General features: G+C 65.5%; 12 protein-coding genes and 7 pseudogenes. 8 read left to right on the top strand and 11 right to left on the bottom strand.

Going from position 1 to position 22,682, the window contains the following annotated elements; genetic code table 11:
- Nucleotides 1-172 precede the first annotated feature (172 nt).
- Nucleotides 173-1,744, bottom strand: coding sequence for an ISL3 family transposase (locus OG985_RS46895; RefSeq protein WP_371666459.1), 1,572 nt, complete (start codon nucleotides 1,742-1,744; stop codon nucleotides 173-175).
- 89 nt (nucleotides 1,745-1,833) lie between these two features.
- Between OG985_RS46895 and OG985_RS46890 the strand changes: the two are divergent.
- Nucleotides 1,834-2,550 (top strand): annotated as a pseudogene (locus OG985_RS46890) (IS256 family transposase); the annotation flags it as partial.
- A gap of 198 nt (nucleotides 2,551-2,748) precedes the next feature.
- Nucleotides 2,749-3,498 carry a transposase family protein gene (locus OG985_RS46885; protein ID WP_371666503.1) on the top strand — a complete coding sequence of 250 codons (750 nt, stop codon included), beginning with the start codon at nucleotides 2,749-2,751 and terminating at the stop codon, nucleotides 3,496-3,498.
- Between the two features lie 6 nt (nucleotides 3,499-3,504).
- Here the strand turns inward: OG985_RS46885 and OG985_RS46880 are convergent.
- The 3 genes and pseudogenes from OG985_RS46880 to OG985_RS46870 form a co-directional block, all read right to left on the bottom strand.
- A pseudogene (locus OG985_RS46880) lies at nucleotides 3,505-3,634 on the bottom strand (IS5/IS1182 family transposase); the annotation flags it as partial.
- Between the two features lie 396 nt (nucleotides 3,635-4,030).
- A pseudogene (locus OG985_RS46875) lies at nucleotides 4,031-5,119 on the bottom strand (RHS repeat-associated core domain-containing protein); the annotation flags it as partial.
- Between the two features lie 112 nt (nucleotides 5,120-5,231).
- Nucleotides 5,232-12,254 carry an FG-GAP-like repeat-containing protein gene (locus OG985_RS46870; RefSeq protein WP_371674186.1) on the bottom strand — a complete coding sequence of 2,341 codons (7,023 nt, stop codon included), beginning with the start codon at nucleotides 12,252-12,254 and terminating at the stop codon, nucleotides 5,232-5,234.
- A gap of 155 nt (nucleotides 12,255-12,409) precedes the next feature.
- Between OG985_RS46870 and OG985_RS46865 the strand changes: the two genes are divergently transcribed.
- Nucleotides 12,410-12,586, top strand: coding sequence for a transposase (locus OG985_RS46865; RefSeq protein WP_371666574.1), 177 nt, complete (start codon nucleotides 12,410-12,412; stop codon nucleotides 12,584-12,586).
- 857 nt (nucleotides 12,587-13,443) lie between these two features.
- Here OG985_RS46865 and OG985_RS46860 read toward each other — a convergent pair.
- Nucleotides 13,444-13,629, bottom strand: a complete 186-nt coding sequence (locus OG985_RS46860) for a hypothetical protein (RefSeq protein ID WP_371674185.1) — start codon at nucleotides 13,627-13,629, stop codon at nucleotides 13,444-13,446.
- A 54-nt stretch (nucleotides 13,630-13,683) separates the two neighbouring features.
- Here OG985_RS46860 and OG985_RS46855 point away from each other — a divergent pair, with 54 nt between their 5' ends.
- Nucleotides 13,684-14,754, top strand: a complete 1,071-nt coding sequence (locus tag OG985_RS46855; RefSeq protein WP_371674184.1) for a reverse transcriptase domain-containing protein — start codon at nucleotides 13,684-13,686, stop codon at nucleotides 14,752-14,754.
- Nucleotides 14,755-15,079: 325 nt separating this feature from the next.
- Here the strand turns inward: OG985_RS46855 and OG985_RS46850 are convergent, their stop codons facing one another.
- The 3 genes and pseudogenes from OG985_RS46850 to OG985_RS46840 form a co-directional block, all read right to left on the bottom strand.
- Nucleotides 15,080-15,703 (bottom strand): transposase, encoded by a 624-nt coding sequence (locus OG985_RS46850; protein WP_371666453.1) that lies wholly within the window; start codon nucleotides 15,701-15,703, stop codon nucleotides 15,080-15,082.
- Nucleotides 15,703-16,158, bottom strand: a pseudogene (locus tag OG985_RS46845) (transposase); the annotation flags it as partial. The gene OG985_RS46850 and the pseudogene OG985_RS46845, both read right to left, overlap by 1 nt.
- A 280-nt stretch (nucleotides 16,159-16,438) precedes the next feature.
- A pseudogene (locus OG985_RS46840) lies at nucleotides 16,439-17,187 on the bottom strand (transposase family protein).
- Between the two features lie 225 nt (nucleotides 17,188-17,412).
- Here OG985_RS46840 and OG985_RS46835 point away from each other — a divergent pair.
- The gene (locus tag OG985_RS46835) at nucleotides 17,413-18,015 is read left to right on the top strand and encodes a winged helix-turn-helix domain-containing protein (RefSeq protein WP_371674084.1); all 603 of its coding nucleotides are present in this window, start codon (nucleotides 17,413-17,415) and stop codon (nucleotides 18,013-18,015) included.
- A pseudogene (locus OG985_RS46830) lies at nucleotides 17,985-18,491 on the top strand (transposase); the annotation flags it as partial. The gene OG985_RS46835 and the pseudogene OG985_RS46830, both read left to right, overlap by 31 nt.
- A gap of 727 nt (nucleotides 18,492-19,218) precedes the next feature.
- On the opposite strand, the gene OG985_RS46825 reads toward OG985_RS46830, so the two are convergent.
- Both OG985_RS46825 and OG985_RS46820 read right to left on the bottom strand, forming a co-directional pair.
- Nucleotides 19,219-19,470, bottom strand: a complete 252-nt coding sequence (locus OG985_RS46825; protein ID WP_371674700.1) for a transposase family protein — start codon at nucleotides 19,468-19,470, stop codon at nucleotides 19,219-19,221.
- 110 nt (nucleotides 19,471-19,580) lie between these two features.
- Nucleotides 19,581-19,694, bottom strand: a pseudogene (locus tag OG985_RS46820) (transposase family protein); the annotation flags it as partial.
- Nucleotides 19,695-21,287: 1,593 nt separating this feature from the next.
- Here OG985_RS46820 and OG985_RS46815 point away from each other — a divergent pair.
- Together OG985_RS46815 and OG985_RS46810 are read left to right on the top strand one after the other, a co-directional pair.
- Nucleotides 21,288-21,827, top strand: a complete 540-nt coding sequence (locus OG985_RS46815) for a winged helix-turn-helix domain-containing protein (RefSeq protein ID WP_371666577.1) — start codon at nucleotides 21,288-21,290, stop codon at nucleotides 21,825-21,827.
- Nucleotides 21,824-22,351, top strand: coding sequence for a transposase (locus OG985_RS46810; protein WP_371674223.1), 528 nt, complete (start codon nucleotides 21,824-21,826; stop codon nucleotides 22,349-22,351). The genes OG985_RS46815 and OG985_RS46810 overlap by 4 nt, the downstream gene beginning before the upstream one ends.
- Before the next feature lie 139 nt (nucleotides 22,352-22,490).
- On the opposite strand, the gene OG985_RS46805 is transcribed toward OG985_RS46810, so the two are convergent.
- Nucleotides 22,491-22,670: a hypothetical protein gene (locus tag OG985_RS46805; RefSeq protein WP_371666522.1), complete on the bottom strand. Its 180-nt coding sequence runs from the start codon at nucleotides 22,668-22,670 to the stop codon at nucleotides 22,491-22,493.
- Nucleotides 22,671-22,682: the final 12 nt, after the last annotated feature.

Genomic DNA, 22,682 nt, shown 5'->3' with positions numbered 1-22,682 from the left:
TTCACCGCAGTCGGCACTCTGTTGGGGGCGTACCTCGGCATGCAAACACTCTCCTTCCGGAGCGTTCGCAACAACCAATAGAACTCAAGGCGTGTACCCAGTGGTCTTCATTGACTGCATCAACGTGAAGATCCGGGTTCTGGCGATGATCTTGTGATTCGGGCGGTGGGGCTCACCGTGTGAGCAGGACGCGTTTGCGAAGGAGATCGAGACTGGCCCTGCCGAACATCTGGCGTTTCAGCATCTTCAGCCGGTTGATGTTGCCCTCGACGGCGCCGGAACTGTGCGGTAGAGACAGCCCGTTGCGGACTGCGTCGAAGTCGCGGCGGAGGTTGCGCGCGAAGCCCGCAAGCGGAGCCAGACTGTCCTGTTCGACGTCGATGATCCAGTCTTCGAGGCGGTCGCCGTGCCGTCCGGTCATCATCGCGGCGAACTTCCTGACGTGAAGAGTGAGCCGGTCAAGTTCAGGATCGCGCTCACGCAACCGGTGCAGGTTGTCAGCGTCCTCGTCCCGCAGGTGCTCGGGGTGCGTCATGATCCAGGAGGTGACCTCGCGGACCGAGGGAGGCTTCGGTCCCGGATCGGGTGCGTGTCCGCGCCCGGTCCGGTAACGCCGCAGATGCCGCTGAACGGCCAACTCGCCGCCGGAATAACCGAGTTGCTTGATCTCCCGGTAGAGCTGGGCAGCGTTTCTGACACCCTCGTTCCAGCGCCGGTGCAGGTAGCCGACGTACGGATCAACGACATGCGCTCGTTGGAGGTTCTTGGCCACGACATCGTCGGCGGAGCGTGCGTTGACCAGTTTGCGGACGGTGGCCTGGTGCAGCCCGAGCTTCCGGCCGATCGCCGCCTTCGACATCCCCTGCTGCCACAGTTCGTGGGCGGCAGCATGCTGCTCACGCAGCCGGATCACGATCTTCAGCTCTTTCGGCGGCTGGACCACCTCGGGTTCCACCTCCACGAGGTCGGGGCCGGAGGCTGAGCCGGGATGCGGTTCGGTCAGGTGGGAGCGATGGGCGTTGACCGTCTTCTCAACCGCTTGGCCGAGGTTGGCCCACAGGTGATAGCGATCCGCGACCTGTTCGGCCTGCGGCGCCCCGACCCGAGCGCCCTCCCCGTAACCGCTGGAACGGTCTCGGCAAATGACCCTCACCTCTGGGTGATCGCGGAGCCAGGCGGCCAGGTCCTCCCCGTCGCGGCCGTCGTAGATGTGCAGCGGACGGTGGGTGGCCATGTCGATCAGGACCGTGCCGTAGTGGCGGCCCTTGCGGAAGGCGAAGTCGTCGACCCCGAGGATCTCCACCTCGCCGATCTCCGGCTCGGGCAGGGACCTGACCAGCCGCAACAGCGTATCCCTGCCCACGGTGAGGCCGACCGCGGCCGCCAAACGGGCTCCTGCCCGGCCGGCCAGGGACAGGCCGATCTGCGTCAACACCCCACGCAGCTGCGGGGTATGTCGGCTGTGCGGGGTGGTCAGTCCCGCGATCTGCTCGGCAAACGTCACCGCCGTGCAGGCAGGGTTCTCACAGCGGAAGCGGCGTATGCCTAACTCGATCACGACGCCGAGCCCGCCCACGGCGACATCACGCAGCCGGCGTACATACCGGCCGTGCACCCGTGCCGAGCTTTGGCCGCACCGGCAAGCCGCGGTCGTCGCTCGCGCGCGCGTCCTCAGCACCACCTTGTCGGGCCGCCGCTGGACCTCCTCGATCAGCAACGCGGACAGGTAGGGAAACAACTCCAACAGCACATTACGAGAGCACGCGATGCATGATCGCGAACATCTGAAACGACCTGCACAAGCGTCCGGATCACAAGATCGTCGCCAGAACCAAGATCTGCGAGGGCCAGGTCGCCAACAGGCCGATATACATGGCGCTTGCGGTCACGGCCGAGGGGCACCGCGACATCCTGGGACTGTGGGCCGGCGGCGAGGGAGGCGAAGGTGCCAAGCACTGGCTCCGCGTTCTGACCGAGCTGAAGAACCGCGGCGTCGAAGACGTGCTCATGCTGGTCTGCGACGGGCTGAAGGGCCTCCCCGACGCGGTCGGCGAGGTCTGGCCCAAGACCGTTGTCCAGACGTGCGTCGTCCATCTCCTGCGGGCATCGTTCCGCTATGCCGGCCGCCAGGACTGGGACAAGATCGCAAAGGCGTTGAAGCCGGGCTATAAGGCGCCGACCGAGGATGCGGCCACCAGCCGGTTCCTCGAGTTCAGCGAGGAATGGGGCGGTAAATACCCTGCGATCGTGCGGTTGTGGGAGAACGCGTGGGCCGAATTCGTGCCGTTCCTGCAGTTCGACGCGGAGATCCGCCGGATCGTCTGCACCACCAACGCCATCGAGTCGGTCAACGCACGGATCCGCCGGGCGGTCCGGGCCCGCGGCCACTTCCCTTCCGAGAACGCCGCCCTGAAGTGCATCTACCTCGCGGTGATGTCCCTCGACCCGACCGGCACCGGCCGCAAACGCTGGACCACCCGCGGGTTGCCACTCACGATGGTGATGTTCGGGGATGAAGAGAGCCCGCTGGTGGGGGTTTCAGCGGGCTGAGGCGGCATGGCCGGCAACGCGACGGGCGACCCGAAAGAGGCCGCATTGCGGGCGACACGGACACCGATTCCTGGAGCCTTTTCCATGTGTACGGCTGGCGGGTGAGGTGGTGGGGCGGCGTTGACTGTGGCGTGACGAACGGGGCATCCCGCTGGTTTGGAAAGTCGCCAAACGTATCCTCACCTGCGGAGATGCCCCGTGTTCTTCTATCCTGCCGCATGCGACCTCGACGAAGAGCTCCTCGAACTGGTGACGATGGCGATCGTCGCGTGTGACGGTGACCGTGCCTGCAAGCTGCGCCCGTACGATCGGGCCCGGTGCACGCTGGTCTACCTGCGCAAGCACGACACCTTCGAACAGCTCGCCGCAGGGTTTGGTATCGGTGTGGCCACGGCCTGGCGCTACACGAACGACACGATCGAGTGCCTAGCTGCTTTCGCCCCGTCGTTGACCGAGGCGCTGACCAGCCATCACGCCGACGGATACGTGCTGCTGGACGGCACCGTCGCGGAGACCGACCGGGTCCAGGAGCCAGGCCACTTCTCCGGGAAGGTCCACCGTGAGGGCGTGAACCTGCAGGTCATCACCGCGGAAGAGGGGAAGCTGCTGTGGCTCTCGCCCGCCCTGCCCGGAGGCACCCACGACGTGAAGGCCGCCCGCGAGCACGGCATCATCGACACCTGCGCACAGCTGGATCTCGAGGTCCTGGCGGACAAGGGCTACGCCGGAGCCGGCGGCACGGTCATCACTCCGATCAAGCGCCGCCCGAAGACCGAGCTCAGCGACAAGCACAAGAAGTCGAACAAGGTCCACGCGGCCCTGCGGGCTCCCATCGAACGGACGATCTCCCGGATCAAGCGGTGGCGGATCTTTCGCCACGCCCGTACCAGTCCGAACAGGCTCACGTCAGCCGCCGCAGCGATCCTCACCCTCATGATCTACACGTGAAAAACGCTCCCGGTAGGCACTGGCGTCGTGGCGGTTGCCCGGCAGTGGGCGTCCCGCCGCCACGACCAGCCGCGTGTTGGCGTCGATGGCGACCTGGTGGTTGGCGGAATAGGTAGTTCTTGCTGGAAGCGGCCACGCTTGCCATGACTCGATCCTCTCAAACGATCGAGTCCCTACCGAACCCGGAACGGTTCAGTCGCCGAGGAGGGGCGCGTTCTTGACGGCACGGTCCACACCCTCCTGGTCCGGCAGGAATCGGGGCCTCTCCGCGACAAAAATGGCCGCCGCTTCGTAGAAGCGGCGGCCATTCTGGCGTCATTCATTTCTGAGGACTAGACATCTTGAAGACTGTTGCGGAAAACGGCGCAGCTCAAGCGGGTAAGGGGAAGGACGTAGGCGACTTCTATCACGCCAACTTGTCAAGCCTTTACTTTGCTTACTTCCGCGGCAACTTTACGCTTCTAACAACGAGGTGCGCTATGCATCTCCCAGCCTCCTGCAATGTGCTTGGATGACGCGCGACGGAAGAAGTTCACCAAGCGAGACCCCTACCCCCTTTATCAGGCAAGAGTTGCTTAGTCGCCTCCAACGCCCCCTCGATCTCCGAAAAGTAATCAGCGTATGCCTCAATCGATTTGAATCCCAGCCTTGCGGCTAGATCGTGTATGTCGTCTCCAGCCATACCCTGAATTCTCTTAACCTCCGCATTGAGGGCTAGCGCCGTTTTGCGGATATCATCATATCGGGTTATGGCGGCCCGAATTTCCGCCCCGGCAGATCCGCCGTTATCTGCAACGATTCTCTGCACTCCCGAGACATTGTTCGTTGCGGTTTCTATTGTTTTGGTGACGGTTGTTGTGCATTGTTGGTTGGTAGCGCAGAGGGTGCCGGTTCCTTCGGCTGCTATGACGGTGGGTGCTGCGGCGGGGATGAGGGCGTCGGCTACTACTGCAGCAACTGCCGCTCCCCCGACAACGGCTATCACTCCGAACCATTGAGTAATGTAGCTGTCTCTGGTGGTTTCCCAGACTGCTTGTAGTCCGTTGGGTCCTTCGTATTTCTGGTAGGCGGCTGGGGTGTTGTCGGCGGTGCGGAGGTCGGTGGCGCAGTCTTCGGTGCAGAGTCCGGCGGCGGCTGTGGTGTTGTTGAGGATGTCGCCTGATCCGGCTTGGGTGCTTCCCTTGGCGTCGGCTTTGGCGGTTTTGGCTGCTGCTCTGTCGGCGGCTTCGATGGCGGCTTTGTCGGCTGCGTTGGCCTGGTTCCAGAGTGCTTCGGCGTTGGAGCCGCTGTTTTCTCCGGTGACGGGGGTGCAGCCGCAGTCGTTGCCGATGTAGCCCTTGCCGCCGTAGACGCCGGGTGCGCCGGTTGACTGTGCGCCGGCGATGCCGCTGGATCCGCTGCCGGGTTGGTCGCATTCACCGGGGTGGGTGAAGGCGCAGGTGACTTTGCCGGTGGGGTCGGTGTTGTTGAGGGGGTCGTTGTGGACGTAGGTGTAGGGGTTGAGGGTTTGGCTGGTGGTGGTGTCGAGGACGGGGTCGGGGGTGAGGAAGGTGTGGGTGTTGGGGTCGTAGAGGCGGCCCTTCATGTTGATGAGGCCGGTGTTGGGGGTGTTTTCGTGGCCGGTGAAGGTGCGGGTGAGGTCGCCGGTGGTGCCGGGTTACAGTACCCACCACCAGTCCCGGAAAAGCGAAAAGGTCCGCCAACAACGTCGACGGACCTCACGCAAGATCGACTTAGGGCAAAAGCTTTTTAGTTGCCTCTATTGAGTGTACGAGCTCGTCATGGTACTCCCAATATTTTGAATAGACCGAGAATCCCATCTCTGCGGCGAACTCGCGCAGGTCCCGACCTGCTGGAGCTTGGACCCGCTCTAGTTCGGATTCCATGGCGGAGATCGTTTGACGTATGGCCTGGCCGCGGTCAATTGCGGCACGGATTTCCGCAGCGGCAGGTCCACCGTTATCTGTGACTATCTTTTGAAGTCCTTGCCCACCGTTTGTTACGACTTCTACTGCTTTGGTGACTGTTGTTGTGCATTGTTGGTTGGTGGCGCAGAGGGTGCCGGTTCCTTCGGCTGCTATGACGGTGGGTGCGGCGGCGGGGATGAGGGCGTCGGCTACTGCAGCAACAGCTGTCGCTCCCCCGACCACAACTAGCACTCCAATCCATTGAGTGATGTAGGAGTCTCTGGTAGTGATCCAGACTTCATTAAGTCCGTTGGGTCCTTCGTATTTCTGGTAGGCGGCTGGGGTGTTGTCGGCAAGGTATCCGCTGGTTCCGCAGTCGATGTCGGTGTCGTAGCAGGTGCCGACGACGGGGTCGGTGGCGCAGTCTTCGGTGCAGAGTCCGGCGGCGGCTGTGGTGTTGTTGAGGATGTCGCCTGATCCGGCTTGGGTGCTTCCCTTGGCGTCGGCTTTGGCGGTTTTGGCTGCTGCTCTGTCGGCGGCTTCGATGGCGGCTTTGTCGGCTGCGTTGGCCTGGTTCCAGAGTGCTTCGGCGTTGGAGCCGCTGTTTTCTCCGGTGACGGGGGTGCAGCCGCAGTCGTTGCCGATGTAGCCCTTGCCGCCGTAGACGCCGGGTGCGCCGGTTGACTGTGCGCCGGCGATGCCGCTGGATCCGCTGCCGGGTTGGTCGCATTCACCGGGGTGGGTGAAGGCGCAGGTGACTTTGCCGCTGGGGTCGGTGTTGTTGAGGGGGTCGTTGTGGACGTAGGTGTAGGGGTTGAGGGTTTGGCTGGTGGTGGTGTCCAGGACGGGGTCGGGGGTGATGAAGGTGTGATTGTTGGGGTCGTAGAGGCGGCCCTTCATGTTGATGAGGCCGGTGTTGGGGGTGTTTTCGTGGCCGGTGAAGGTGCGGGTGAGGTCGCCGGTGGTGCCGGTGAAGGGTGTGCCGTTCTTTGTGACGAGGCGGCCGAAGGGTTCGTAGTAGAGGGTCTGGAGGGGGTTGCCTGAGGTGTCCAGGGTGGTGGCGGTGGAGCCGAGGCGGTCGGTGAGGTTGTACTGGACGTCGGTCTTGACGCCGTCGAAGACGGCCTGGCCGATGCTGCCGTCGGGGCCGGCGAGGTGGAAGACGTCCTTGTCGCCGCTGCCTTTGTGGAAGCGGTGCTCGAACAGGCCTCCGATGTAGAGGGTGTTGCCGATGGGGGTGGCTTCCATGATCTTGTTGTTGAAGGCGTCGTAGCGGTAGGTGGTGGTCACGCCCCGGGTGGTGACGGTGCGGGGCAGGTCGAAGGCGGTGTAGGTGACCTGGCGGGTGACGGTGCCGGCGGCGTTTTTCACGGTGGTCTGCCGGCCGCGGTTGTCGTAGCCGTAGGTTTCCTTGGCTCCGCCCATGCTGGTGGCATCGTGACCGGTGACGGTATGCGGCTGCACGGTGCCGGTGGGGTAGGTGAGGGTGTCCGCAGTGCCGTCGGGCTGGCTGATCTTGGTCAGGCCGCCCAGGGCGTCGTAGCTGTAGTCGATGCTCTGTGAGCCTGCGTCATGGCCGAGGTTCCAGCCGGTGAGCTGGCCCACGGTGTTGTAGTCGTAGGTTTCCGAGCGCAGCGGGGTGGTGGCGTCGTCGCGGGTCTGCTTGATGACCCGGCCGGCCGCGTCGTAGTCGTAGTCCAGGCCCATCACCTTGGTGCCCGCGCCGGTGGTGGCGGTGAGGGTGTCCAGGCGTCCGCCGGCGCTCTGGTAGGTGTTCTTGAGGGTGACGCCGTTGCCGAGCTGGGCGGTGTCCGTCTGCAGGTCGGGGGTGCGCTTGCTGACCGTCCACAGGGTTTTCGGGTCCTGGCCGGGGGTGATGTCGGTGACGGTGTTGGGGTAGCCGGCTGCGTTGTAGCCGTAGCGCAGGGTGAGCGGCTCGCGTCCGGTGACCTCGGGGTAGGTCAGCGTGTCGGCGGTGCCGTCTGCGTTGTAGGTCTGCGAGGTGGTGTAGGAGCGGCTGGTGGTCTGGTCGGTGTATGTGGTGCCGGCGGGCCGGCCGTAGGAGTCGTAGGTGAAGTCGGTGCGGATTTTATCGATCTGTTCGGGGCTGGTGGCGTAGTCCAGCTGGCCGATGCCGTGGGGGGCGCTGTCGTAGACGAACGCGGAGATGCCGTCTTCGGTGGTGCGGGAGGTCATCCGGCCCAGGTCGTCGTAGCCGAAGACGCTCTGGTGCTGGGCGTCGCCACGGGTCTCCCGCTCGATGAGGCCGTTACCGAAGTAGGCGGTGTCGGTGACTCCGCGGTCCGGTTCGCTGAGCCTGGTGCGGCGCCCGCGGACGTCGTACTGCATGGTGGTGACGTTGCCCTTGGCGTCGGTGATCGACTTCAGCAGGTCGAACGGGGCGTAGGTGTAGGCGGTGTTGAGGCCCTCGGCGCTGCCGTCGGGCTTGGTGCGGTAGTCGGTGTGGACTTTCAGCCGGCCGTCGGCGTCGTAGAGGTCGAGCCGGGTGGCGCCGGTGGGGTCGGTGACCGTCGTGGAGGCGAAGGCGGGTTCGAACACGGTGGATTTGCCGTCCGGGCCGGTCGACTTCACCATCCGGTCCAGGCTGTCGTATTCGAAGTAGCTGGTTGCCTTCCCTCCGGTCGGCGAGGGAGCGGACGTGGCCACGGTGCGGCCCAGCGTGTCGTAGGTGACGGCGGTGGCCAGTTTCCCGCCGACGTTGTCGAAGTCCTTGCCGAAGGAGGCGACCGGCCGTCCCAGGACATCGGTGGAGGCGGTGCTGGTCTTGGGTCCGGTGGTGGTGGTGACGCTCACGCCGTTGATGCCGCCGGCCAAGTCGCCGCGGCCGGCGTAGGTGATGTCGGTGGGCGCAGTGCCGTCGGTCTCGGCGTGGACCTGTCGGCCCAGATCATCAATTTTCGCTGTGGTGGTGCGGCCGTTGACGTCTTCGCTGCCCAGCGTGATGCCGAACGCGGGATGGGTGACCATCCATGTCGCCGGCCGGTAGGCGGCCACCTTGTAGTCGACCCACACCAGGGAGGGGTAGATCTCCTCGTTCGGCTGGCCGGGAAACGCCGGCTCGTAGGCGGTGTATACGGTGCGGTCCGGGCGCCCCGGCGTCTTGGACGTCACCGACGTCACCGCGCCCCGCGCGTTGTAGGCGGTGATCGTCGACTCGCGCACCCTGTCGGCATCATCGTCCGTGTTGTTTTTCTCCACGTCCGTTCTGGTCAGCAGGCCGCGCTCGTCGTGGAGGTAGGAGACGTTGCGTTCCCGCGTGGCGCCGTCGGCCGCGAAGCTCACCGTCTTGGACGAGAGAGCCTCACCGACCCGCCACTCCTCGATCAGCTCGGCCGCGGTGTCGAACTTCGTCGTCGTGATGAGCGCGGTGCCGCCATCGGTGGCCCGCGACAGCGAGGTCGGGTTGCCGAACTCGTCGAACACCGCAGCACTGTCGGTGCGCCGAAGCGCCGTGGCCGGCTCACTGACACCGGTGATCGCTGCGCCCGCCGCCTGGCCGTCCCAGTCGATAGCGACTTGCTGCGCGCCGGACTGTTCCCATTCCTTGGTGGTCGAGCTCGTGTCGAAGACAGCCATCACCTTGCCGCCGTGCTGCGGCCGGGCCTCATAGGCGGAAGACGTGCGTGTCACCCGCGCGCGGGCCGTGGCCGGCTTCGCGGCAGCCTGCTCGGCGGTAAGGATCGCCACCACCGTGGTGACCAGCGAAGGCCGCCCGACCTCCGGGTAGAAAGCGCCGTTGCTGACGCTCTTGCGGTGCGCGAACACCATCTCCGTCTGGGAGGCACGCCGCTTGTCGAAGACCCGGAACGTGCCGAACCCCAGGGAGCCGTTGCCCCGCAGGTCAGTGACCGGATCGGCGTAGGTGTACTGCCACACGCGGGCCGCGCCGGCAGAAGCGGTGTTGACCTGTCCAGCCCGCGACACCCGCTGGCGCACCACCGGGAAGCCCTTCTTCGGACACGTCAGCGGATACGTGCACGTGGCCGTCTCGGGCGTGCTGGACCAGGTGTTGGAGTAGGTGATGCTCTCCCGCTGCCAGGCCACTCCCTCGTCGTGCACCGACACCAACTTGTCGACCTGGCGTTCGTTTTGCTGCAGGATCCGCATCCGCCCCGAATCGATCTTCACCACGTCGGTGCGGCCGTCACCGTTGACATCCGCCAGCTGCGAAGTGGCCCGCCCGGCACTCTCGTCCTTAGTGCCGCCGCCCAGATCAATGTCGGAGGAGGTGAACGTGCCGTCACCGTCCGAAACCGCAAGATGCGTCGCTACGGCGTCGAAGGAGACGATGTCATCCCGGCCGTCGCCGTTGACGTCAGCGACCCGCAAATCCATCGAATCGTCATGCCCGATCGACACACTGTGCGGATCGGCAAGGCCCCGGCCAGTGTTGAACAGCAGGATGCCGTGCAGATCGTAAATGTGCTTGGCCGGGTCCGTCTTGGGCGGCAGCAGCAGCACATCCTCCAGACCGTCCGCGTTGAAGTCCCCCGGAAACGTCTCGAAACCAGACTGCTGGGGTGCCGCCCGGCTGTAGAGGCGGCCGGACTTGACCACCGACTGCGCACTCACCGTGGCCACGCCCGCATCACTGACACTCAGCGACGACACCGACGCCAGACACGTGCCGTCCGCCGACACGTTCGCCGACAGCTGCTCGGCCCGGCCGTCACCGTCCAGATCCGACACTCCCAGATCACAACGGGCCTTCATACTGCTGGCCGTAGCCGGCTTGAACGTGCCCGGCCCGTCCGCGATCCGCACCGACACCGTCGGCACCTTGTCCGATGCCGCCCCATCGGGGCTGAGCATGTCCAAACGGCCGTCACCGTTCACATCCGCCAGGTTACCCACCGCGTTCTCCGGCAGGTCGAACGGCGTCATCATGTCCTCAACGAACCGGGCGGCCTTCTTGTCCCACTTCAGCAGATGCGACGTCCACTTCTTCGTCACCGCCGAAAAGACCGGCAGCAAAATCTCCGCCGCCCCGTCGACGTTCGCGTCCACCGCGCGCGCCCGCCCCAGATCGGTCAGCTCCCCCGGCCAGCCCAGCGCCGGGGTCAGATCCCTCTGCGCATCCGGCGAGACACCGAACTTCACCCGGTCCGGCTTCCCCGGCCCCCGCGAATACAGAAGATCACTTCTGCCGTCCCCGTCCAGGTCCAGCACCCGCATCCGCGGATTACCAGCCGCCGTGTCCAGTGTCACCGAACCCCCGTCGACCACCGTGAACGACGGCGCCGCCGGCTGACTGGACCAGCCGAACTCCTTCTTCTTCACACACCCGCCCGCGCTGCCGCACTTCTGCAGCGAGGCCAGCAGACTCTGCCTGCTCGACGACACCGTGTAGGCGAGGTGGTACTGCCACGCCAGCTTCGTGTCATCCGGCATCGGCGCCAGCATACGGATCGTCTTCAACCGCTTCGTATGCGCAAACCGCACCCCCGCCGTATACGAGAACCTGGCCCCCGCAGCATCGTCCTCGTAATCGAACTCCACCCGCCGCTTCGCCGCCACCCCCCCGTTGCTCGTATACTCGATCTTGGAGATGAGGATTTCGTTGCGGGCCCTGCCGTCCTTGTCGTACTCGTAGGAGACCGTGTTCCCCGACGCATCCGTCTCATGGTCCAGCAGCCACGTCACCCGCACCGGCACCGCGAGATCCGTATCCATCAAAGGATTGTTGGCCGTGTCGAAACCGACCCCTGTCCTCGACCGGGTCGCCGTGTGCGGCAAAAACGTCTGCGTCACCCCCTTCTTGTCCGTCACCTCGAACCGGTCCGGACCCGTAATCCCCGGCGTCGTCCCCCCGAACGCCACAATCCTGCGGAAGCTGTTGCTCCGCGTCCGGTACTCCGAGCCGTCCCCTCCGTACTTGTCCGTGCCGCCCTGCACCGCCCCGACAAGAATCAGACGCTCACCATTCAGACAAAACCGGTCGTTGGGATCGAAGTGCACACCCCCGTGCGTGCCGTCCACCGCCACCGACTGTGCGCACCGGGCAATCGCCGACCCCGCACCCGACAACGACCACCCCACCCCCACCGAAGACCGACCGGCCCCCGACGCATACTGCAGCGACAGCCGCGGACTCATGGCCGCCCGCCCCGCCGGCACATCCAACGGCACCGACGTCGTAAACACACCCGACGGCAACACCTCCCCCGACGACGGCAAATACCCCGCGTCTGCTCCCTTACCTACCGCCGCGGACACAGACAACGCCTTCGGAATCACCGGCACACCCGACACCGGATCAGCCGCCGACGCCACCGGCGCCTGCCCCACCACCCCAGCCACCAACGCCGCCACCACAACCGGCGACAACGCAGCCAACCAACCAGGTCTCAGCAGACCCCCCGACCGCAACACACCACGACCAGCCACCATCGCCTCACAACCAGAGAAGACAAGGCCGAAACCCACGGCATCAGCCACCTCCCCCAAACAACCCCCACCCCCACCACCCCGCCAGAGCAAACCCCACTCACACCACACTGAGCTTGTTCCACTTTGACGGACGGGAGTGTCATGAATTAGGTGGGTTCCTTCCTCGAAGGAGTCATCTGATGGGAACGACGATGGGTCACACGATCGGGGGTTGCAGGCGGCGTGTCGCTTGCAGAGGTGGATGTGGCTGCTGAGGGTGCTGGTGTGAAGTCGATGCCGGTATCCGGGAATGGTCTGTCGGTCGAGTTGAGGAACTGGCCGTGCTCGCGGCGGAGAAGACTGCCGCCGGAGGTCTCCGGCTGATGGGCGAGGGCGGTCCTTCCCGAGCTTGCGCAGCATTTGATGCAGGCTGCGCTCGAGGCGGAGATGGAACTGCATCTGGCCGACGAATCGGTCATCGCCGGCGGTCGCGGATCACGGTCGGGCGGAAATATGCGGAACGGATATCGGGCGAAGAAGGTGATGACCGAGGTCGGCCCGGTGGTGGTGAACGTGGCCCCGCGACAGGCTGAGGACCTTCCGTCCCCGGACTGTTGCCGAGATATGCCCGGCGGACCGGCGCCCTGGACGAAATGGCCCTCTCGCTCACCGGGAAAGGGCTGACGTCGGGGGAGATCGTCGCTCATCTCGCCAAGGTCTATGGAATGACCACGTCGAAGGAGACCGTTTCCACGATCACGGACACGGCGCTCGAATCGATGGCGGAATGACGCACCCGCCCACTCGATCCGGTGTACCCCGTGGTCTTTATCGACGCGAGTCATGTACGGATCGGTTCTGTCGACGATCTTGTTTGCGCCGTGAGGTGCTGATGGTCCGTACGGGGGTGAGAGACCGTGCGCCACGAGGTGCTGTGATCCGCGTGCGGGTGTGAGACCCGCACCGTCGTTCCGTCGCAGCGGGACGACAGAAGCAGGGGGTAGCTGGGCCCGGCGAGTCGGCCGGGTCTGGTGGAGAGCAGCCCCGACAACGACGGGACGCACTGGAACTACCGGACGGTGCGGGTCCGGCAAGCGAGACGGGAAGGTGGACGCGAGGAACCAGCGGTGTAAAGCCCCTCAAGACCTCCGCCAGCTCAAACCCGGTGGATCTGGGCTGGATCGCGGTGCGCACTGCCCGTATGGGCAGGAACTCCTGGATCGGATTGATCTTGCCGGTCGGGAGGCCACGGAGAAGGGCTGCGGCGTAACCGTGGCGATGCCGCAGGGGCAAAGCTGGCCGCCTCACCCGACGAGCGGATCACAGTGAACGTGGGAACCACCTCGGAGCTTTCGTCTCAGCGCTCTCTCCAGGTGCGATGGGGCGGGAAGGCGTCCGCCGACGGCCCGGGGTGGGGCGGAGGGCTGGTAGTAGTCCGGGGGCGGGAAAGCCGTCCACATGGCGAAGCAGCCCAGCGGATTCAGGTAGTTGAGGAACTGCAATGGACGGAGACGCTGGTGAATACCGGTGATCTGTGGCCCGACCCCGATGGGGCCTGGCTGCGGGTACGACGGATGCAGACCAAGCTGCACCAATGGGCGGTCGGTGATCCCGACCGCAGGTTCGATGATCTCTACAACCTTGTCCATCACCCCGATTTCCTCACCGTCGCGTGGGAGAGGGTGAGGGGCAACAAGGGCGCGCGCACCGCCGGCGTGGACCGGGTCATCCCGGCCTTCATCGCCGCCGACGCCGACATCGTGGCCTTCCTGAAGAACACGCGGGAGCAGTTGAAGGCCCGCACGTTCACCCCTCTGCCGGTGCGGGAGCGCATGATCCCCAAGCCGGGCAGCGGGGAAAGCTCAGGAGGCTGGGGATTCCCACCGCGATGGACAGGCTCGTGCAAGCCGCGCTCGTGCTGGTCCTGGAGCCGATCTTCGAGGCGTCCTTCAAGCCGGTCAGCTACGGCTTTCGCCCCGAACGACGAGCCCATGACGCGATCGCTGAGGTGCACCACTTCGGCACCAAGGGCTACCACTGGGTGCTGGATGCGGACATCGAAGCGTGCTTCGACAACATCGCACACTCCGCTCTCCTGGAGCGGATGCGCCGACGAGTCGGAGACAAGCGGGTTCTCGCCCTGGTCAAGGCGTTCCTGAAGGCGGGCATCATGTCCGCCGATGGCGAGACCAGGGACACGAACACCGGCACACCCCAAGGCGGGATCGCCTCACCGCTGTTGGCGAACATCGCCCTCTCGGCGCTGGATGAACACTTCTGTGCCAAGTGGGACGCTCACGGCAACGGCGGCAGGCGGACAGCACACCGCCGACGCGGAGGGGCCACATACCGGATCGTCCGCTACGCGGACGATTTTCTGATCATGGTGTGCGGCGCCCGAGCTCACGCGGACGCGCTGTGGGAGGAGGTCACGGCCGTGCTCGCCCCTCTGGGGCTCCGCCTGTCCGTGGCCAAGACCTGGGTCTGCCATATCGACGAGGGGCTGGACTTTCTCGGCTTTCACATCCAGCGGAGGCGCAAGAAGGGCACCAGCGAGCACTACGTCTACACCTATCCGTCGAAGAAGGCGCTGGCCTCCATCACGGGCAAGGTGCGGGCGATGACGAACAAGAGAGGTCAACGCACTCTCGCCGACCTGCTCCGCCAGCTCAACTCGGCGGTGCGGGGATGGTGTTACTACTTCCGGTTCGGGTCGTCCACAGCCACGTTCCACTATCTCGACGACTTCTGCTGGCGTCGAGTGACGTTGTGGCTGAGGAAGCAGCATCCCGGGATCGACTGGAGGACTCTGCGGCGCCGCTACTTGACCGGCGAGCCCGGTTGGCGGCCCGCAGAGGACGGGATCATGCTGTTCGTCCCGCAGCGGGTGAAGGTGACCCGCTATCGCTGGCGTGGATACAGCATCCCGACACCGTGGGCGAGGGCCGCGACGGTGTGAACCGCGCGGTCCCAAGGGAGTCCGTGGAGCGCCGGATGCGGTGAGAGTCGCATGTCCGGTGCGGAGGGCGGGCCGGGGAAACGGGCTGGTCCCAAGGCCAGTACCGCGCCCCGGTCCGACCCCTACTGCGTCAACTGCTCTGTCGCAGCAGGGTTGTTGAAGCGGGGGGCGGGCAGCCTGATCCGGGTGGTGCCGGGGAGGGCGAGAGCGGCCCTGACAAAGCCGGGACGTACCAGTACTGCCAGATGGTGCGGGTCCGGCGAGCGTGATGGAGAGGAGTACGCGAGGAACCGGCGTGTTACGCCTCCTTACTGACTTCGGCGCATCAGGGTGACGCTGGGTCGTCGAAGGTCAGGCCGGTGCCTGCTATGAAGCCGTCAAGAGTGTCGGGCCGGTACTGGAGGCGTTTGAGCCGGTTGCGTACGAGGACTTCGAGCCGGTCGAGGGCGACGACGGCGAGGTTGGCCAGGCTGCGCTTGACATGTGCCCATACCCACTCGACGGGGTTCAGGTCCGGCGAGTACGCGGGCAGCAGGAATACCGTCAGCCATTCACGCTCGGCGATCAACTCACGTATGGCGTGGGAGACGTGGGTGTTCAGCCGGTCCCAGACCAGCACGATCGGGGCCTTGACGAGGTGGTGGACTCCGTCGATCAGCGCGATGAAGTCCCGTTCGCCTATGCTGCGGCGTTTGCCTTTGCCCGCGGGATGGGTGCGCAGGCGGTGACACAGCCGGGTGCGGGAGCCGGGCCGCATCGCGATGAGTCCGGCCACCGACAGGCGGCCCGAGCGTCGCCCGCTCACCGTGACCTGCGGGGTGCGGCCGCGCCGGCCCCAGGTGCGTCCTTTGGGCGGTCGTCGCGTGAAGCCCGCCTCGTCCTCGAAGCAGACGTAGCCCCCGCACGCCGCCCGGGCTCTTTTACCTCGGCCCAGGTCGCCTCCTTCCACACGGTCACGGCCTGCTCATCGCGCTCGGCCACCCGCCGCGCGGGTACTTGAGGACTGAAGCCGAGCCGGTGCATCAGCCTCGTGGCACCCGAGACGCTGTAGGAGACGTGGAACTTCCTGCCGATCAGCGTGGCCACCCGGGCAGCCGTCCACACCTGGTCCTCCACCCAGCCATGCGCGGCAGGCCCCTCATCGAGAAACGCAGCCAGCTTTTCCAGACAGCCCGGGGACAGACGGCATCGCGATCCACTCGAGCCACGAGAGACCAGAGCCTGCACGCCACCGTCCCGCCACATCTGCTGCCACTGGTAGGCCGACTTCGGGCTCACCCTCAGGCGCCGTGCGACTTCCGGCGGCTTGATGTCCTGCTCGAACAGCTCCGCCGCCTGCATCCGTACCGTCTCCCGGCGCTGACGTCCCACAGGGGTCAGGCCGCCCCCATCCGCATACCTCATACACCACGGAATACAGACAACACTCCAGGCCCATCAGGGACGTCGAAGAAGATCACCCTAACGAGCCGAAGTCAGTAAAGCGACACCGGCTCGAATCTGGTCGATCTGGGCCGGGTGTGGCGCGTATCCGGGTCATTCCTTCGGGTGATCTGGAGAACTCCCGGGGCGGTATACAAGAGCCGCTCGGGAGGCCGTGGGGAAGGTCTGCGGCGTACTCGCGGCGATGCCACAGGGACACAGTCGGGCTCCTACTTCATCGAGCGAACCACAGTGAGCTTCTTCAGCGTTGCTTCTCCAGGGTGAGGACGGCCTTGGCGATTGACGTGAGTGTGTTGGGACTGACGCGGGCTTTGCGGAAGATCCGCCAGGCTTTGAGTCGTGCGAAGGCCCGTTCGACGGGCGAGCGGAGTCGGGCGTGTGCCCGGTTGACGGCCTTCTCTTTGACGGTGAGCTCACGGTTTCGGTGTCTTTTGACGGGTGTGGCGAACGTTCCGCCGGCACCCTGGTACGCCTTGTCCGCGAGGGCGGGGATCTTCAGTCGCTCACAGATGGGGCGATGTTGTGGGTGCGGGCGGCGGTGATGTCCGCGGTCCGTCCGGGCAGGGCCGGCGAGTACCAGACGAGCTCACCGGCCGGGCCGGTGACCGTCTGGATGTTCACGCCGTGCTTGCCGTGCTTGCCTGAATAGTCGTCCTGGCTGTTGCCCACGCGGTCGCATTCGGCGAGCGTGCCGTCGACGAGGATGTACTCAGGGCGGGCTTGCCGCAGCGCGTGAGTGAGAGAGGGCGCGCGGGCGGCCAGGTGGGTGATCACGCTGTGTACATGTGCGTGGGCGGTGCTCTCGCTGATCCGGAAGCCGGCGGCGATCTGGGCGAGGGTGTCGTGCTTGCGTGGGTACACGAGCGTGATGAGGGCCCGCTGAGAGGCCGGCAGTTTGCACCGGCGGTCACCCTCGCGGGTGATGATCAGCATCGTGACCCACTCCACGAGGGCATGCGGAAGGTCGAGTGCGGCAGGATAGGTAACCAACAAGGCTCCCTGACAAATGAGTTGAGACGTGAGATCTCTCGCTCAACTGTCCGGGAGCCTTGTCCGTTACGAGCCCTTGTCTGTCACCCGATCGGTGGCCAACTCGAAGAAGCTCAGTGAACACGGGAACCGTCCCGGTCCTTGCCCTTACTGACTTCGGCTCGTTAGGGTGATCTTCTTCGACGTCTCTGATGGGTCTGGAGTGTTGTCTGTATTCCGTGGTGTATGAGGTATGCGGATGGGGGCGGCCTGACCCCTGTGGGACGTCAGCGCCGGGAGACGGTACGGATGCAGGCGGCGGAGCTGTTCGAGCAGGACATCAAGCCGCCGGAAGTCGCACGGCGCCTGAGGGTGAGCCCGAAGTCGGCCTACCAGTGGCAGCAGATGTGGCGGGACGGTGGCGTGCAGGCTCTGGTCTCTCGTGGCTCGAGTGGATCGCGATGCCGTCTGTCCCCGGGCTGTCTGGAAAAGCTGGCTGCGTTTCTCGATGAGGGGCCTGCCGCGCATGGCTGGGTGGAGGACCAGGTGTGGACGGCTGCCCGGGTGGCCACGCTGATCGGCAGGAAGTTCCACGTCTCCTACAGCGTCTCGGGTGCCACGAGGCTGATGCACCGGCTCGGCTTCAGTCCTCAAGTACCCGCGCGGCGGGTGGCCGAGCGCGATGAGCAGGCCGTGACCGTGTGGAAGGAGGCGACCTGGGCCGAGGTAAAAGAGTCCGGGCGGCGTGCGGGGGCTACGTCTGCTTCGAGGACGAGGCGGGCTTCACGCGACGACCGCCCAAAGGACGCACCTGGGGCCGGCGCGGCCGCACCCCGCAGGTCACGGTGAGCGGGCGACGCTCGGGCCGCCTGTCGGTGGCCGGACTCATCGCGATGCGGCCCGGCTCCCGCACCCGGCTGTGTCACCGCCTGCGCACCCATCCCGCGGGCAAAGGCAAACGCCGCAGCATAGGCGAACGGGACTTCATCGCGCTGATCGACGGTGTCCACCACCTCGTCAAGGCCCCGATCGTGCTGGTCTGGGACCGGCTGAACACCCATGTCTCCCACGCCATACGTGAGTTGATCGCCGAGCGTGAATGGCTGACGGTATTCCTGCTGCCCGCGTACTCGCCGGACCTGAACCCCGTCGAGTGGGTATGGGCACATGTCAAGCGCAGCCTGGCCAACCTCGCCGTCGTCGCCCTCGACCGGCTCGAAGTCCTCGTACGCAACCGGCTCAAACGCCTCCAGTACCGGCCCGACACTCTTGACGGCTTCATAGCAGGCACCGGCCTGACCTTCGACGACCCAGCGTCACCCTGATGCGCCGAAGTCAGTCAGTAACACCGCGTCCGGCGGTGGTGGCGGGGCTGAGTCCGCCGACGACTGATCGGTCCGGGACGGGGCGGAGCCGCCGTAGTACTCCGAGGCCGGGAAAGCCGGTCACATGGGAAGGGCGGCAGCGGTATCGAGAAGGGAAGGATGCTGCGATGCCGGAAGATGCGCCGCCGAACGGCGACGCTCCGCCAACGGGCCCCGAAACGGCGCCCCGTCAGCGGGTATCGGAGATGCAGGCCAAGCTTCACCGTTGGGCGGCGGCCGACCCCGGCCGCAGGTTCGACGACCTGTTCAACTTCGTGCACGACCCGGCCACGCTGCGAATCGCGTGGGACCGGGTTGCGGGTAATCAGGGGGCGCGGACTCCCGGCGTGGAGGCCGCACGGTCGGCTGGATCGAGTCCGAGATCGGCGTCCCTGCCTTCCTGACTGAGGTGCGTGAGCGGCTCAAGGCACGGGCCTGGAGCCCGATGCCGGCACGCGAACGCGCGATTCCCAAGCCCGGTAGGAACTCACATCACCCCAGGTCAGCGGGCACCTCTTCTCATTTCGCGTCCACAGACCGACTACCGCGCGGTGGATTGAGACTCAACCGATCATGTAGGGTTATCCATAAGCCTCACCAGGAGGTTCGGAAGAACGCGAGTGCGGTGATAGTGCGGACGATGCTCGGGAGGGTGTCGAGTGGGCCGCGGTAGCGGGTGGCGAGGATCTTACAGTCCTTCAGGTGTGCGATCGCTCGTTCGACGGCGGCGCGCAGGGTACTGATGGACGCCGGTGCCGATATAGCCGAGGTCACCCATCGTCTCGCAGTCGGGGAACAGACCGGGGAAGCCTGATTCCCGCCAGGCGCGGATGTCGTGCCAGGACCCCGGAACGGGGGCGGAGACCGCGAGCAGGCCGCCGTCCAAAGTGGCGGCGATCTGCAGGTTGAACCCGGTGTCGCCATGCTTGCCGCTGAACAGCTCGGTGCCCCGGCCCGCCCAGTCCCAGGTGGTAACAGTGTGCCGTCGACCAGCACCACCTTCCCCGTGCTCGCCTCCGCCGGGTCGGGGACGAACTCGGCAAGGACCTGCTCCAGCAGCGGCCCGAGCAGATCGAGCCGACGTGAGACGGTGGACTGGCTGCAGCCGAACAGCTCGGCCGCCGCCTGCTGGACTGGGTTCTGCCGCAGCAGGAACAGCACCATCACCACCGACCGGTACAGCCCCAGCACGAACGGCCGTCCCCGCGAGACCCGCCCGCTGCCGCCAAGCGCCGTATGCACCCGAGCCAGAGCTCGGTCAATTGCTCCGCATCCAACCCGGTTGTAACCTGCCAACCCAACGACCCCGCCCCGGCAACACCTGTCTTGTGTGAGAACTCGTCAGGTTACCGAGCGGGGTCGTTGCTGTTGACCAAGGGGTGGAAGCCTCCCCGTGGGCTTGTGAATAACCCTCATGGAAATGAGATTCGTTGAAAAAACTCCGTGGTGGATGTGCTCCCGCCGCGGGAGGGTGCAGGAGCCGCAGTTTTAGGAGGGCTCGTGGTGGATGTGCTCCCACCGCGGGAGGGTGCAGGAGCCGCAGTTTTAGGAGGGCTCGTGGTGGATGTGCTCCCGCCGCGGGAGGGTGCAGGAGCCGCAGTTTTAGGAGGGCTCGTGGTGGATGTGCTCCCACCGCGGGAGGGTGCAGGAGCCGCAGTTTTAGGAGGGCTCGTGGTGGATGTGCTCCCACCGCGGGAGGGTGCAGGAGCCGCAGTTTTAGGAGGGCTCGTGGTGGATGTGCTCCCACCGCGGGAGGGTGCAGGAGCCGCAGTTTTAGGAGGGCTCGTGGTGGATGTGCTCCCACCGCGGGAGGGTGCAGGAGCCGCAGTTTTAGGAGGGCTCGTGGTGGATGTGCTCCCACCGCGGGAGGGTGCAGGAGCCGCAGTTTTAGGAGGGCTCGTGGTGGATGTGCTCCCACCGCGGGAGGGTGCAGGAGCCGCAGTTTTAGGAGGGCTCGTGGTGGATGTGCTCCCACCGCGGGAGGGTGCAGGAGCCGCAGTTTTAGGAGGGCTCGTGGTGGATGTGCTCCCACCGCGGGAGGGTGCAGGAGCCGCAGTTTTAGGAGGGCTCGGTGGGCGGCGCGGGGTAACTCTTTCGATATGCAGTTCTGTGCCTTCTACTGCTATTTGCCTACGGGCAGGGGGAAGGGCTGGCGCAGGACTTCTTCTTCCAGCGCGATCCAAAACACCGAGTTGAGTGCCATCGTTCAGGATCAACCACCCGACACTGATAGTTCGGGCATCTGACCGGCTGGCCGCACGGAACATGATGTCCGAAGCTTTCGATGCCGCCAGATCAAAAGATTGGGCTTTTCTGCCATTCAACTCGAGTTTTCCGACGGTGTGGCCCTGAGACTTCTTCGCAGTCAAGTGGCTGCCATCTATTCCCTTTAGGGTGATCTCTCCGCTCGGCGCAACTGACCCCTTGAGCCAAGATTCCTCTTTCTTTCCGTCGCAGAAATAGGCGACCGCCTTTTCGTCTTCTATTGAGATGGCCAGTCCGGCACCGGCGGGCCCAATTCGGCCGGAGAACTCAGATGAGCGATCCGAATGCTCGCTCATCGAATGATAGGCGGGGAATGCAACGGACGCCAATAGGGCTACCCCTGCAGTCGCTATCCAAGCTGTGACAGCCTTTTTCACGAAATTCCTCAGGTAGAGTTCAGTTTCTGCCGAAGCTCAACGATAGAGTTACTGACCTTCAAAGGGTGGTGTCGTAGCGGCTGACGCCTCTTGATCCCTGCGGTATGCCGACCGCATGAGGTATGCGCAAGGGGGCGGACTGACCGACGAACGGCGGGCCTTCCGCGAGAAGTTGAGGATGGAGGCGGCCGAGCGGTTCAGGCAGGGCGACGAGAACCCGGTCATCGCTCACGACCTGCGGGTCAGCGTCCGGTCGGTACAGCGGTGGCGCAGAGCCTGGTCGCAGAACGGGCCCCGGGCCCTGGCCTCCAGGGGCCCGGCATCGCTGCCGCTTCTCAATGACGAACTGTTCGCCGTGCTGGAGCGTGAGCTGGCCAAGGGGCCGGTGGCACACGGGTGGCCGGACCAGACCTGGACCCTGTCGCGGATCAGGACGCTGATCGGGCGCCGCTTCCACAAGAGCTACACCGTGCAAGGGGTCGCCGCCCTGCTCAAGCGGCACGGTTGGAGCTGCCAGGTTCCCGCCCGGCGGGCGATCGAGCGGGACGAGAACGTGGTGGCCGGCTGGGTGAAGGAGACCTGGCCCCAGGTGGAAGGACCGTGGCGGCGCTCGACGCCTGGCTCGTCTTCGAGGACGAAGCCGGATTCTCGATGACGCCGCCGATCATCCGCACCTGGTCCCACCGCGGCCACACCCCTGTGGTCCGCGTCCGGGGCCGCTCCCGCCGCCGCTTATCGGTGGCCGCCGTGGCCTGCTACAAGACCGGCGAACCCTCGCGGCTGATCTACCGGCCCTGCCCAGACGCCCGGCCCGATGGGCGCAAAAGCTTCTCCTGGAAGGACTACCGCGACCTGATCCAGACCGCCCACCAGCAGCTTGGCGGCCCGATCGTGCTGGTCTGGGACAACCTCAACACCCACCTCACCGCCGGCATGCGCCGCTACATCGCCGACCGCGACTGGCTCACGGTCTTCCAACTCCCGCCCTACGCACCCGACCTCAACCCGGTCGAGGGCATCTGGTCCGTCCTGCGACGCACGACCACAGCCAACCGCGCCTTCGCCAACCCCGACGACCTGATCACTGCCGTCCGACGCGGCCTACGCCAGCTCCAGTACCGCCACGACGTCCTCGACGGCTGCCTCACCGGCACCGGCCTCCGGCGCCAGCCACCATGACGACATCACGCATTCAAGGTCAGTAGGTCTATCTCTACAGGACGCTAGAACCGGTGCCTTGACACTGAGTATCGAGTGCTCAACTCGGGTTACTGCCCCTGGGAGCTGCCACACAATAACTCCTCGATCTTGGTGAGGATCACGGGGGTGTGAGGTCGTGCCCGGCGATCTCGGCGAGCTGTTGGGCCGTGGTCATGGTGAGGGCGCCGGTCGAGACGGTGTGCCCGAGCGCGGCGAGAACGGGGGTGGTCTCCCGGAGGGTCGCGCCGATCCTGCTCTTGGGCAGGCCGGTTGCCTCGGCGAGCGGTGCCTGGTCCATGGACCAGCGCTT

The sequence above is a fragment of the Streptomyces sp. NBC_00289 genome (genome assembly GCF_041435115.1).
Lineage (GTDB): Bacteria > Actinomycetota > Actinomycetes > Streptomycetales > Streptomycetaceae > Streptomyces.
The sequence above is the reverse complement of the archived record's forward strand: the minus strand, read 5'-3'. Positions and strand labels throughout refer to the sequence as shown.

Bases quoted from the DNA above. Each gene is read 5' to 3' on its own strand.
- OG985_RS46870 (WP_371674186.1), bottom strand. From the start codon at position 12,254: ATGCAGTTCCATCTCCGCCTCGAGCGCAGCCTGCATCAAATGCTGCGC.
- OG985_RS46860 (WP_371674185.1), bottom strand. From the start codon at position 13,629: ATGCGCTCCCGCACCGGCAGAGGGGTGAACGTGCGGGCCTTCAACTGC.
- OG985_RS46855 (WP_371674184.1), top strand. From the start codon at position 13,684: ATGGACAGGCTCGTGCAAGCCGCGCTCGTGCTGGTCCTGGAGCCGATC.
- OG985_RS46835 (WP_371674084.1), top strand. From the start codon at position 17,413: ATGAGGTATGCGGATGGGGGCGGCCTGACCCCTGTGGGACGTCAGCGC.
- OG985_RS46815 (WP_371666577.1), top strand. From the start codon at position 21,288: ATGAGGTATGCGCAAGGGGGCGGACTGACCGACGAACGGCGGGCCTTC.
- OG985_RS46810 (WP_371674223.1), top strand. From the start codon at position 21,824: ATGACGCCGCCGATCATCCGCACCTGGTCCCACCGCGGCCACACCCCT.
- OG985_RS46805 (WP_371666522.1), bottom strand. From the start codon at position 22,670: ATGGACCAGGCACCGCTCGCCGAGGCAACCGGCCTGCCCAAGAGCAGG.